The following is a 13499-nucleotide window of genomic DNA, read 5'->3' as shown; positions in this document are numbered from 1 at the left end:
TCATAAGCCCAATATGTCCATAATTCTAATTGTGATTTAACAACTGGCGCATAGTGTCAAGTTTTGTCTCTGTCTCCAGCCATTCGTTCTCCTCGCTGCTTCCCTTTAAAAGCCCGCCACCAGCATAAAGCCGACAGGCAGAACGGGTGAGTTGCATACAACGAAGGGTGACAAAAAGTTTTGCCGTGCCATTCTCTCCAAGCAATCCACTGAAACCACTGTAATAACTGCGGTTGAGTTTTTCGTTATGAAGGATAAACTGCTGGGCTTCAATCTTCGGCATACCACAGACGGCAGGGGTCGGATGAAAGGCAGTGAGGAAGGTGCCGAGTCGCTGCGTATCTTTAAGTCGGAAAGCAAAATCAGTTCTGAGATGTGCCAAGTGCGCTGCACGGGCAGTGTAAGGTTTGCTTTCAGTTATCTCTGCGGCAAATGGCTGCAAGCAGTTGCGGATGTAATCGGCAACGAGTTGTTGTTCCTCTTGATTTTTAGCTGACCAACGCATATCCTCCCCCTCATACTTCATTGTACCAGCTAGTGCCATAGTTTGGTAACCATCAGCATTACCATTGAGCAAGATTTCAGGACTTGCAATCAGCCACATACCAGTTTCTTCTGTAAAGAAAAGCGCTATATAGGAACGTGGATACTTCTTACAAGCATTGAGAAAAATATTTCGAGGACTTGTCTTCTCATCTTTTTGTTCTATAATAGAACGTGCCAAAACTAGCTTTTGAAAAGTGTTGTGTTCTAGATGTTTATGAAAACGAGTGAAGGCGTTGTGATAGCCCTCACGTGGAGAAGTTGTTTCTATCGAGAAGGAGAAGTCGTCCTGCCAGTCAGGAATAGCGTCAAAGCCTTTGCTACCATCTAATGGAAGGGTAGTGGAAGTGCTGTCTTGTCCATCCAATAGATAGATTGCGTTGTTGTCATCATTGAAAAAAGGCGCAATGACAAGTCCTTTACGCCCATCGAGTGCTGCAAGCGAAGCTATCACAGTCGGCTTCTCCGATTGAGTGTAGCAATGGCAAATCTCTTTGAAAGGCTCACGAAAGATAAAAAAAGGATTCATTTATTTCTCCTGTGGGGCTATGACATAGTTGGTCACTTGGATGCTTGAGATGAGCTTATCCTCATCATTCTTGATATCAATGTTCCATACATGTAAGGTATTGCCTTTATGAATCAGTTTCCCATAGGCAGTGACCGAACCACCATAAGGCATAGCCTTGACGTGATTGCCATGTACATTGATGCCCATAGCCATTTTCCCTGGGCATAATGCCATCGAACCGATACCTGCAAGATTCTCAGCTAATGCCAAGGAAGCACCTCCTGCGAGGAAACCGAAAGGTTGCTTGTTGCGGTCATCGACAGCCATTCTCGCCTGCAGAGTGTCATCCTCTGGTGTAGAGATGAACTCCATACCAAGCGTGCGGCTCAGTCCGTCTTCTTGATGGATACTCTTTATGATGTGTTCTATGTTCATAAATTAATCAACTTAATACAATGCAAAGATAATAAAAGTTGGATAGATAGCAAAATCAAAGTTGGGTTAAGTCGATAGTTAGGGAAAGACGACATACAGATTTGCGATGAACATAACATCCTTATAGTTCTTGTTTGAGATTACCTCTCGGTCTCCTATAATTGTGCTTGTACTCCGCACATGTGGTGCGGGGCGTCAGCACAGATGGTGCGGGGATTCAGCACGCATGGTGCGGAGCCTCAGCACCATGTGTGCCGAATATCATACTACTTGTGATTCCTTATAAGGGTCGGTGCAGTTAATGGGTGATAAGGATAGCGTAATAGGAATAAGAGTAGCCTTGATTTGATTTTAAGTATCTTTCAATGCCATAAAAAAGAAAAAACCATCTATATTTTGCTAATTATTTAGTAAATTTGCAAACTATAAGAATATATTCGATTTAATTATAAATATGAACGTTTTAGAATTATCTGAGCAGGAGATTGGTCGCCGCCAAAGCCTGCAGGAATTGCGTGAGATGGGGATTAATCCTTATCCAGCAGCAGAGTTTCCAACGAATGCTTACTCTACTGATATTAAGGAGCAGTTCAAGGAGGACGAACACCGTGAGGTTGTTATTGCGGGTCGTATGATGGGACGCCGTGTCATGGGCAAAGCTTCATTCGTTGAGTTACAGGATAGCAAAGGTAGAATTCAGGTTTATATCACTCGTGATGATATTTGTCCGGGTGAGGATAAAGATTTATATAACAAGGTTTTCAAGAAGTTGCTTGATATTGGCGACTTCATCGGAGTAAAGGGAGAGGTGTTCAAGACACAGATGGGTGAAATCTCTGTTCATGCGAAGGAGATTACCCTTTTGTCAAAGAGCTTGAAACCATTGCCTGTCGTTAAGTATAAGGATGGCGAGGTTTACGATAAGTTTGACGATCCAGAACAGCGTTATCGTCAGCGTTATGTTGACCTCGTTGTGAACGATGGGGTGAAAGATACCTTCTTGAAGCGTGCTACCGTACTACGTACTATGCGCCAGTTCTTCGATGAGGCTGGTTATACAGAGGTGGAGACACCAACCTTGCAGAGTATTGCTGGTGGTGCAAGTGCACGTCCATTCATCACACACTTCAATGCGCTGAATGTTGATATGTATATGCGTATCGCAACAGAGCTTTATCTGAAGCGCCTGATTGTTGGTGGCTTTGAGGGTGTATATGAAATCGGTAAGAACTTCCGTAATGAAGGTATGGACCGCTTCCATAATCCTGAGTTCACCTGTATGGAGCTTTACGTACAATACAAGGACTACAACTGGATGATGTCTTTCACCGAGCGTTTGCTTGAGAAGATTTGTACAGAGGTGAATGGTAAGCCAGAGGTACAGGTTGGTGACAAGGTTATCAGCTTCAAGGCACCATTCCGTCGTCTACCTATCCTTGATGCAATCAAGGAGAAGACAGGCTTCGACCTCAATGGAAAGACAGAGGAAGAGATTCGCAATATTGCTGTTAACGAACTGAAGTTAGAAGAGATTGATGAGAGCTTTGGTAAGGGTAAGCTTATTGATGAAATCTTCGGCGAGTTCTGCGAGGGAACTTATATTCAACCAACCTTTATTACCGACTATCCTGTTGAGATGTCGCCACTGACAAAGATGCACCGTTCTAAGCCAGGACTGACAGAGCGTTTTGAGTTGATGGTGAATGGGAAGGAGTTGGCTAACGCCTATTCAGAGCTGAACGACCCAATCGATCAGGAGGAGCGTTTTGTTGAACAGATGCGCTTGGCTGATAAGGGTGACGATGAGGCGATGATTATCGATCAGGACTTCCTCCGGTCTTTGCAGTATGGTATGCCTCCAACCTCTGGTATTGGTATCGGTATTGACCGCTTGGTGATGTTGATGACTGGTAAGGAGTACATTCAGGAAGTATTGCTTTTCCCACAGATGAAGCCAGAGCCAAAGATTCCTCAATCATCTGTTAAGGAATGGGCTGAGATTGGTGTTGCTGAAGATTGGGTATATGTTTTGCGTAAGGCAGGCTTCAACCTCATCTCTGATATCAAAGACGAGAAGGCACAGGGCCTACAACAGAAGCTTGGCGAAATCAACAAGAAGTATAAACTCGGTTATGAGAAGCCTTCAGTTAATGATATCCAACAGTGGATTGACAAAGCTAAGGAAAAATAAAGAAGTAAGAAAGTAAAACGGCTTGGAAGGAGGAAAGAGTAGAAATTATATGGTAAATATTATTGATGCAAGGGTGTTAAGTTTTAATACATTGCTCATTTATTTTACCTTATTACCTTTTTACATTCTTAGCTTTAATGACTATGTTCGACATTGGTAAAATAGCAATCATTGGAAGCGGTAGCTGGGCAACGGCTATCGCCAAGATTGTTGTGGAACATACGCATCATATTGGTTGGTACTTCCGACGTGACGACAAGTTAGAAGAGTTCAGACGGAGAGGTCATAATCCATCTTACCTTACTAGTGTGAGGTTCAATATGGATGAGGTGATACTTTCATCGGATATCAATAAGATCATACAGGAGTATGATACCTTGGTGTTTGTTACTCCTTCTCCTTATCTGAAAGCACTATTGAAGAAGGTAAAGACAAAGCTGAATACAAAGCTAATCTTGACGGCAATCAAGGGTATTGTCCCTGATGAGAACCTTGTTTGTTCAGAGTATTTTCATGAGGCTTATGGTATTCCTTACGACAACCTTGCTGTCATTGGTGGCCCGTCTCATGCAGAGGAAGTGGCGATGGAACGTCTCACCTATCTTACGATAGGCTGTTCTGACGGCGAGAAGGCACGTGCTATTACGGAGGTGTTAAAGTCAAACTACGTCAAGACAAAGACTTCTCCCGATGTTCTTGGTATTGAATACGCTTCGGTTCTGAAGAATGTTTATGCCATTTCAGCTGGTATTTGTTCTGGATTGAAGTATGGTGATAACTTCCAAGCTGTATTGATGTCGAATGCAATGCAGGAGATGGAACGTTTCCTCGACACGATTAATCCGATAAAACGTTCTATCATCGATAGCGTATATCTGGGTGACCAGTTGGTGACGGGCTATAGCAAATTCTCGCGAAACCACACCTTTGGTACGATGATAGGAAAAGGATACAGCGTAAAATCGGCACAGATTGAGATGGAGATGGTTGCCGAAGGTTACTTCGGAACAAAGTGTATGAAGGAAATCAATGGTCACCTGCATGTTAACATGCCTATCCTCGATGCTGTATATAACATCCTTTACGAACGTATTAGTCCACAAGTAGAAATAAAATTATTAACAGATTCATTTAGATAAACACAAATGGAAAGTATTAAGTTAGACATCACAAAAGCCGCCCAGTTCTTGAATCCGGGCGCAGTAGAGGCTTTTGCCCCTCATGTTGCTGCAGCTCAGGAAGCTTTAGAGAAAGCTACTTGCCCTGGTAATGACTTCCTTGGATGGTTGCATTTGCCATCAAGTATTACTCCTGCATTCCTTTCTGAGATTCAGTCAGTTGCCAATACACTCCGTGAGAAGTGTGAGGTGGTTGTCGTAGCAGGTATCGGTGGTTCTTACCTCGGTGCCCGTGCTGTCATCGAGGCTTTGGGTAACAGCTTCGCTTGGCTTGTAAATGACAAGAAGAATCCAACGATTCTCTTTGCAGGTAACAACATCGGTGAGGATTATCTTGCTGAGTTGACAGACTATCTGAAGGACAAGAAGTTTGGTGTTATCAATATATCTAAGTCTGGTACAACTACTGAGACAGCACTCGCATTCCGTCTTTTGAAGAAGCAATGTGAGGATCAGCTTGGTAAGGAAAATGCTAAGGACGTTATCGTTGCTATCACCGACGAGCATAAGGGTGCTGCACGTGCTGCTGCAACGAAGGAAGGCTATAAGACATTCATCATTCCTGATAATGTAGGTGGTCGTTTCTCTGTTCTTACACCAGTAGGTTTGTTGCCAATCGCTGTTGCAGGTTTCGATGTTCAGAAACTCGTTGAGGGTGCGCAGGTAATGGAGAAAGAGACTTCTAACGATGTTCCTTTTGCAAACAACATTGCTGCACGTTATGCTGCTGTTCGTCAGGGCCTCTACTCTGAGGCAGGTAAGAAGATTGAAATTGTCGCTAACTTCCAGCCAAAGCTCCACTTCTTTGCAGAGTGGTGGAAGCAGCTCTATGGTGAGAGCGAGGGTAAGGACCGTAAGGGTATCTTCCCAGCAGCTTGTGACTTCACAACCGATCTTCACTCAATGGGTCAATGGATTCAGGAGGGCGAGCGTTCTATCTTTGAGACCGTTATATCTGTTGAGGAGCCTAATGCGAAGGTTCTCTTCCCACAGGATGAGGAGAATCTTGATGGTTTGAACTTCCTTGCTGGTAAGCGTGTTGATGAGGTAAACAAGATGGCAGAGCTTGGTACACGCCTTGCACACGTTGATGGTGGTGTTCCTAACATTCGTGTCAGCGTTCCTAAGTTGAACGAGTATTACCTTGGTCAGCTCATCTATTTCTTCGAGAAGGCTTGTGGTATTAGCGGTCTTATTCAGGGTGTTAATCCTTTCAACCAGCCAGGTGTTGAGGCTTATAAGAAGAATATGTTTGCTCTTCTCAATAAGCCGGGCTATGAGGCTGAAAGTAAAGCGATTCAGGAGCGACTGAATAAGGATAACTAAAGTTGGCTCCAACCCCTCCGAAAGAGGGGGTGAAGTGCCACCCAACCTCCCTGAAAGGGGAGGGGTACTCAGTAAAATATAGTTCTAGAGGTAGCGTGGGTTGGACTTCAAGGGGAGTACTAGTTTATAATATTCTTAATGTATCCTCAAGTTCTTCACATTGTGTAGAAGGACTTGAGGATAATAATATATAATAAGGTGAAGAAAGAGCCTATGTCGTCCCAATCTCAGCAAAACATCCTCTCAACAGGGGAGACTGGGAGAAATCCTAAAGTAGTCCTTTTTGATATGGATGGTGTCCTTTATGATTCAATGCCAAATCATGGTGTTGCGTGGCAACGTGCGATGAAGGAGTTTGGCATTCATTTTACGGTTGAAGACTCTTACGCAACTGAGGGCGCACGAGGTGTTGATACGATCCGTAAGTATGCCAAGGAGCAACTTGGTAAGGACCTAACCGAGGAAGAGGCGCAACGGATATATGATGTGAAGGCGCATTACTTCCACAAGATGCCTGAAGCTAAGGTGTTTGATGGGGTAGTCGCCCTTATGAAGAAGATTAAGGCGAGCGGATTGAAGATTGGTATTGTGACAGGTAGTGCACAACTTCCGTTGATAGAGCGTGTCACTCGGGATTTTGGTGACTTTGTCTCCGCCGATCAAATTACGACTGCCTACGATGTGAAACGGGGTAAACCTAATCCTGATCCTTATTTGATGGGGTTACAAAAGGCTGGAAATTACTTGCCTTCAGAAGGTATTGTTGTTGAAAATGCACCGCTTGGCGTACATGCAGGGGCTGCTGCAGGTTGCTATACAGTGGCTATCAATAGTGGCCCATTAGCCGACTCAGTACTTTTGAATGAAGGTGCAAATATCTTATTCCCAACAATCAGAGAGTTTGCAGATAACTGGGAGCATGTCTTGGATAGTCTTGAAAAACGTTGACGAATAGTTTTTAGTGTTTAGTCAGTCGCTCTCGTTTTACCAAGAAATTGATAAACTGGAGTTCCTGTCATTCCTGTCAGTTGGAGTGGGTGTTTAATTTGCTGTGTTACAGAGAGATATGTGAAATGTTAAAAATGACAGCAAACAGAAATAAAACAATTTTCTTGTTTTCTGTAATAGTATCTCTCTTTCTGAGGAATGCTTCTCATACACGAGAAATCCTTTATTATTAGTTTTCAGTGTGCTAATCTTACTACTTTTCTCCTATTGGGCAAATGATTCTTTCTGTTCATGAAAATGATTTGCGACAAACAAAAAATCGTGAAGCTAAAAGGCCTCACGATATTTATTTTCTTCCTTATCCTCGAGCATAGATAGGTAACTATTATATCGACTTTCAGCGATATAATGTTCTTCAACAGCCTTTCTTACAGCACAACCAGGTTCATGCGTGTGCGTACAATTTGAGAATCTACAATCTTTTGAAAACTTGAATATCTCACGGAAGTAGCTTGTTAGTTCTTCTCGTTCTATATCAAAGGTTCCGAAACCTTTAATGCCCGGTGTGTCAATGAGATATCCGCCCATTGGCAATTCCAGCATCTCACTGAATGTTGTTGTGTGCATTCCCGTATTATGTGCATCGGAAATCTCTGCTGTGCGGAGGTTTACATGGGGCAGAAGAGCATTGATAATCGTCGATTTCCCAACACCACTATTACCGCTCAGAAGGGTTACCTTTCCTGCTAGCAATGGCTTTAGCTTCTCTACGCTGTAATCATTATCATGCTCTGCACTCGCCTGTATCTCTACGCACTGATAGTTGATTGATTCATAGAGGCGCATTACGGCATGCTGATAACGTAGTTCGTCCTCATCAAGCAAGTCGTGCTTATTGAAAACGAGTGTCACCGGGATGCGGTAAGCTTCGGCAGAGGCAAGGAAACGATCGATGAATGTTGTGGAGGTCTCGGGATAGTTTGTCGTAACAATCAAGAACGCTTGGTCAATGTTAGCAGCGAGGATATGGCTCTGCTTAGAGAGGTTAGGCGACTTTCGGATAATGTAATTGCTGCGGTCTTCTATCTCTGTGATAAAAGCTGTCCCTTCCTGATTAGGCGTGATAACGACATGATCACCAACTGCCACAGGATTAGTAGAGCGTATTCCTTTCAGACGGAAATTTCCCTTAATCTTGCAGTCTATCATCTTGCCTTCCTCGGTCTTTACCGTGTACCAGCTACCTGTGTTCTTTATTACTAAGCCGCGCATAAAAATAAAAAAGAGTGGCCCCTCCCCCTTACCCCTCCCCCAAAGGGAGGGGAGTGATATGTACCGACTACCACAATTCTATTCAGATTAATGGTGGTGACTACTCCCCTCCCTTTGGGGGAGGGGTAAGGGGGAGGGGCCACTATGTTTTCCTAAACGGTCATAATCTCTTTCTGCTTCTCTTCGAGCAATGATTCGACCTGTTTGATAAATTTGTCGTGAATCTTCTGCAAGCTCTCTTCTGCATCCTTCTCATTGTCTTCAGAAAGACCATCCTTGATTGCTTTCTTTAGTTTTTCCTTGATGTCAGAACGAACATTGCGAATCTCAACCTTTGTACGCTCGCCAATCTTGTTACACTGCTTTACCAAGTCTCGACGACGTTCCTCAGTTGGTTGAGGCAAGTTCAGACGAATCAGCTCACCATTGTTCTCTGGTGTGATACCAACATCAGAATCCATGATAGCCTTCTCAATATCTTTGATAGCTTTCTTATCCCATGGCTTGATAGCAATGGTACGGGCGTCAGGCACCATGACTGTGGCAACTTGATTCAAAGGAACCTTTGAACCGTAAGAATCTACTCGTACACCATCGAGAATGGCTACGTTTGCACGGCCAGCACGGATGCGCTGCAACTCATCATTGAGATACATCGTTGCCATTTCCATGCGCTCGCTGGCATCATTTAATGTCTGCTTAACGTCTAACATATATTCGTAATATTAAATTTCTACTTTACAAAAATAGGTATTAATTCGGATATGCACAAGATTTTACTTTACTTTTTTGTCAAAACAAGGTTTTCTATCCTTTCTATTGGAAGAGGTCATGTGTTTCTGCCATTAGTAGTTTGATGATACGTTCCAAACCTTCTTTATCGTCTTCGTTGAAGTCGTTGAGCTGGGTACTATCAATGTCGAGTACACCACGGAAAGTATGTGAGTCATCATACATCGGAACAACAATCTCGCTGCGGGAAAGACTACTACAGGCAATGTGTCCGGGGAATTTCTCTACATCGGGAACAATGAGGGTGCATCCTTCTTCCCATGCCTTCCCACAGACACCCTTACCGAATGGGATGACGTAGCAGGCTACTGACCCCTGAAAAGGACCTAATCTCAACATATTTCCATTCTCTTGGAGATAAAAGCCTACCCAAAAGAAACGCTCTGGAAAGGTGTCATGCAGTGCTGCTGACACATTTGCTAAGATACCCACAAGGTTTGTTTCATCCCTAATAAGTCCGGCAATCTGTAGTATGAGTTGGTTATATTGTTCTTTTCTTGTCATTAGGAGTTATATTTCTTCCTATTTATTGTCCAATAATCTTCAACTGTTCCTCAACCATGTTTGTTAGTTCAACAAACTGAGCGATAGATAGTTGCTCTGGACGTTTGGTCATAATGTCTTGCTCATAGAAACCATCAGTAGGTTTAACCGCATTGAATATCTGTCGTAAGCTCACCCGTAACATCTTACGACGCTGGTTGAACACAGTCTTCACCACACGTTTAAAGAGTACCTGATCACAGCCAATGTCCGTCACTTCGTTGCGTGTCATACGGATAACGGCACTCTTAACCTTTGGAGGAGGGTTGAAGACATTCTCATCTACGGTAAAGAGATATTCCACATTATACCACGCTTGCATCAAGACGGATAAGATACCATACGTCTTTGAGCCAGGTCCTGCAGCCATACGCTGTGCAACCTCACGTTGTATCATACCCGTACAGCAAGGGATAAGGTCTTTATACTCAAGCATCTTAAAGAAAATTTGAGACGAGATGTCGTAAGGATAGTTGCCTGTCAACACAAACTGTCTACCATCAAAGACTTCATTTAAATCCATGCGGAGGAAGTCTTGTCCAAGAATATTCTCACGTAACTTAGGGAATTTCTCGTAGAGGAAAGCAACACTTTCCGAGTCTATCTCTACAGCTTTCACTTCACGTGGCTTCTCAACAAGATATTGAGTAAGGACACCCATACCCGGTCCAATCTCTAAAATAGGGATATCAGGACAGGCATCAACGGTGTCAGCAATCCGGCGAGCAATGCTTAAGTCGGTAAGGAAGTGCTGCCCCAAATTCTTCTTTGGCTTGACTAATTTCATAATTTTTCTTTATTTGCCTACAAAGATAGGCATTTTATTTTGCATTAAAAAACATTTTAATTATCTTTGCTCCATTATATGACGACGAAGAAGGTGTTCAACAATACGGTGAAGATTGCATTGCCGTTGCTACTTGGAAGTGCAATCCTTTATTGGATGTATAGGGGATTCGACTTCTCTAGTATTAAGTATGTTCTTTTACATGACATGAACTGGACCTGGATGATTCTCTCTCTCCCTTTTGGCATATTGGCACAGACTTTTCGTGGGTGGAGGTGGAAGCAGAGTCTAGAGCCTATCGGTGAGCATCCTCGCTCGTCGGTTTGTGTGAACTCTATCTTTCTTTCATATGCTGTTAGCTTGCTTATCCCACGCATTGGTGAGTTTGCACGTTGTGGAGTATTGAATAGATACGATAAAGTTCCCTTCCCGAAAGCTCTTGGTACGGTGGTGACTGAGCGTGCAGTAGATACGCTTATCGTACTACTGATTAGTGCTACCGCCTTTCTGATGCAGATACCAGTGTTTACCAATTTCTTTTCAAAGACAGGTACACGGCTTAATGATATCTTTGGGATGTTTTCACCAACAGGTTGGCTTGTTACAGCTATCTGTGGTGTGGCGTCTATCATTCTTATCTACTATATGCTACGTCACTTGTCTCTCTACAAGAAAGTGAAAGAGATGCTGGGGGGTATATGGCAGGGAATATGTTCCTTACGTGAGGTAAAGAATATCCCCTTGTTTATCTTCTATAGTTTAGCGATATGGGGAAGTTATTTCCTACATTATTATTTGACATTCTTTTGCTTTGATGCAACAGCACATCTCGGTCTTTCATGTGCGCTTGTGAGCTTTGTTGTTGGTTCTGTGGCTGTCATCGTACCAACACCTAATGGGGCAGGACCATGGCACTTTGCAGTCAAGACAATGCTGATACTTTATGGGGTGGCAGACAATCAGGCACTCTATTTTGTGCTAATTGTGCATACTATTCAAACCTTGCTGGTCATCCTCTTAGGTGTTTATGCATGGATAGCACTGAGCTTTACGAAGACACCAGTGACGTTGGGTGGACCTAAGGAACTTACCCGCCCTGCAGAGTAAGAGTAATGGATGAAAGTTTTGAACGATAAATAAACAATGATAATAACCTTTTAAAATCAACATTATGAGTGAAATCAGAAATCTTATGCCAGAAGGCCTTTGGAGAAACTTTGATGATCTGACACAGGTCCCACGTCCTTCTGGATTACCAGAGAAAGTACAAAAATTCTTGTTAGACTTTGCTGCAAGAGTTGGTGTTGAATCCTACGTAGATGCTGGAGGCAATGTAGTAATGCGTAAGCCTGCTACACCGGGTTATGAAGACCGCAAGACGGTTCTGTTGCAGGCTCACATGGACATGGTTCCACAGAAGGCTCCAGATAGTAATCATAACTTTGAGACCGATCCAATCGTAACCCATATCGTGGATGGATGGGTATATGCAAATAACACTACACTTGGTGCTGACGATGGTATCGGCGTTGCTGCTATTATGGCTATTATGGAAGATAAGTCATTGAAGCATGGTGTTGTTGAGGCTATCATCACTCGTGATGAGGAAACGGGTATGTATGGCGTTAACGAAATGCCAAGTGGTGAGTTACACAGTGACATCCTTATGAATCTCGACTCAGAGACATGGGGCAAGTTTGTGATTGGTTCTGCAGGTGGTGTTGACATTACTTCAACCATAGAATATAAGGAAGTTCAGAATGATGAGACTGCTGCTGTTAAGGTAACCTTGAAGGGTTTACGTGGTGGTCACTCTGGCCTTGAAATCAATGAAGGACGTGCCAATGCAAATAAGGAGATGGTTCGCTTCGTTCGTAATGCCGTTACTCAACTCGGTGCACGCTTAGCTTCTTGGGAAGGTGGTAATATGCGTAATGCTATCCCATTCAAGGCAGAGGTTGTCTTGTCTTTGCCACGGGAGAATGTTGCTGCTTTGAAGGAAATGGTTGCTCGTCAGAAGGCACTCGTAGAAGATGAATTCAAGGGTATTGAACCAAATGTTGAGTTCTTCGTAGAGGATGTAGAGAAGCCTGTAAGTCTTGTTCCTGTAGATATCCAGGACAATCTTATTGACGCCATCTATGCTTGCCACAATGGAGTTTTGCGTATGATTCCATCTTATCCAAATGTTGTTGAGACTTCGTCAAACCTTGCAATTATTCATATTGAGCCAACCAAGGCTTCTATTATGATTCTTGCTCGCTCAAGTCGTGAGGACATGAGAGATTATATCTCTACTCAGTTGGAGAGCTGCTTCAATATGGCTGGTATGAAGACAGTCTTCAGTGGTCAATATGGTGGTTGGGATCCAAACCCAGACAGTGAAATCCTTAACCTCTTGAAGAAGGTTTATAAGGAGCAGAATGGTGTAGAAGGTATTGTGCAGGTTGACCACGCTGGTCTTGAATGTTCAGTCATCCTCGGTAAGTATCCAGGTATGGACGTTGTTAGTCTTGGTCCAACTCTCCGCAGTCCACATACAGCAAAAGAGCGTCTTGAGATAGCAACTGTTGAGCCATTTTGGAAACTTCTTGTTCAGACTTTAGAGGAGATTCCTGTAAAGTAAGGCTAATCATAATAGAATGAAAATGCAATGGTCTTCCGTTTTTATAAGAAAGCGGGAGACCGTTTATGGTTTTTATCAAAGAACTCTTTATTCTCGAGATTTTAATTCATCAGTTTCTGATAAATCTTAATACGTTGATTCCATTCTATTTTTGGCAATATTCTGCAGGGAGTTTGGTGTTAGCAAATTGGTATATAATGGTAAAGGATTTTATCGTTATATAAAGTAAGTTATCCTATATATAGAGTTGAGTTCTATCTTTCGTAATCGTTTTGTTTTCGAATCTCTTTCATTTTATGTCATCATCTTGTCTGACTCTCTAACTTGGAGTAGTTCGTAATACTTTC

12 protein-coding genes are annotated in these 13499 nt (G+C 43.0%); 6 read left to right on the top strand and 6 right to left on the bottom strand.

Going from position 1 to position 13499, the window contains the following annotated elements; genetic code table 11:
- Positions 1-25 precede the first annotated feature (25 nt).
- A complete protein-coding gene (locus tag J4856_RS10330; RefSeq protein WP_025839169.1) occupies positions 26-1072 on the bottom strand; it encodes an isochorismate synthase in 1047 nt (348 codons plus the stop codon).
- Complete coding sequence (locus tag J4856_RS10325) at positions 1073-1489, bottom strand: PaaI family thioesterase (RefSeq protein ID WP_025839171.1); 417 nt, start codon at positions 1487-1489, stop codon at positions 1073-1075. It abuts the gene before it with no gap.
- Between the two features lie 454 nt (positions 1490-1943).
- Between J4856_RS10325 and lysS the strand changes: the two genes are divergently transcribed.
- From lysS to J4856_RS10305, 4 genes are all read left to right on the top strand, one after another.
- Entirely contained in the window at positions 1944-3680 is a 1737-nt protein-coding gene (lysS, locus tag J4856_RS10320; RefSeq protein ID WP_025839173.1) for a lysine--tRNA ligase, read from the top strand.
- Between the two features lie 143 nt (positions 3681-3823).
- A complete protein-coding gene (locus J4856_RS10315) occupies positions 3824-4819 on the top strand; it encodes an NAD(P)H-dependent glycerol-3-phosphate dehydrogenase (protein WP_025839175.1) in 996 nt (331 codons plus the stop codon).
- A gap of 6 nt (positions 4820-4825) precedes the next feature.
- Entirely contained in the window at positions 4826-6184 is a 1359-nt protein-coding gene (locus tag J4856_RS10310; RefSeq protein WP_025839177.1) for a glucose-6-phosphate isomerase, read from the top strand.
- A gap of 213 nt (positions 6185-6397) precedes the next feature.
- Positions 6398-7132 (top strand): inorganic diphosphatase, encoded by a 735-nt coding sequence (locus J4856_RS10305; RefSeq protein ID WP_065367746.1) that lies wholly within the window; start codon positions 6398-6400, stop codon positions 7130-7132.
- A 327-nt stretch (positions 7133-7459) separates the two neighbouring features.
- On the opposite strand, the gene rsgA is transcribed toward J4856_RS10305, so the two are convergent.
- The 4 genes from rsgA to rsmA all read right to left on the bottom strand — a co-directional run bounded on the left by rsgA (position 7460) and on the right by rsmA (position 10526).
- Positions 7460-8404 (bottom strand): ribosome small subunit-dependent GTPase A, encoded by a 945-nt coding sequence (rsgA, locus tag J4856_RS10300; RefSeq protein ID WP_025839179.1) that lies wholly within the window; start codon positions 8402-8404, stop codon positions 7460-7462.
- Between the two features lie 152 nt (positions 8405-8556).
- Positions 8557-9117 (bottom strand): ribosome recycling factor, encoded by a 561-nt coding sequence (gene frr / locus J4856_RS10295; RefSeq protein WP_025839181.1) that lies wholly within the window; start codon positions 9115-9117, stop codon positions 8557-8559.
- A gap of 103 nt (positions 9118-9220) precedes the next feature.
- A complete protein-coding gene (locus J4856_RS10290; RefSeq protein ID WP_025839182.1) occupies positions 9221-9700 on the bottom strand; it encodes a GAF domain-containing protein in 480 nt (159 codons plus the stop codon).
- A 22-nt stretch (positions 9701-9722) separates the two neighbouring features.
- The gene (rsmA, locus tag J4856_RS10285; protein ID WP_025839184.1) at positions 9723-10526 is read right to left on the bottom strand and encodes a 16S rRNA (adenine(1518)-N(6)/adenine(1519)-N(6))-dimethyltransferase RsmA; all 804 of its coding nucleotides are present in this window, start codon (positions 10524-10526) and stop codon (positions 9723-9725) included.
- 78 nt (positions 10527-10604) lie between these two features.
- Here rsmA and J4856_RS10280 point away from each other — a divergent pair, with 78 nt between their 5' ends.
- On the top strand, positions 10605-11633 hold the full coding sequence (locus tag J4856_RS10280) for a lysylphosphatidylglycerol synthase transmembrane domain-containing protein (protein WP_025839186.1): 1029 nt from the start codon (positions 10605-10607) through the stop codon (positions 11631-11633).
- 64 nt (positions 11634-11697) lie between these two features.
- On the top strand, positions 11698-13152 hold the full coding sequence (locus J4856_RS10275) for an aminoacyl-histidine dipeptidase (RefSeq protein ID WP_065367747.1): 1455 nt from the start codon (positions 11698-11700) through the stop codon (positions 13150-13152).
- The last annotated feature ends 347 nt before the right edge of the window (positions 13153-13499 follow it).

Source organism: Prevotella scopos JCM 17725, assembly GCF_018127785.1.
In the GTDB taxonomy this organism is placed as follows: domain Bacteria; phylum Bacteroidota; class Bacteroidia; order Bacteroidales; family Bacteroidaceae; genus Prevotella; species Prevotella scopos.
This window is presented reverse-complemented; position numbering and strand designations above follow the sequence as displayed.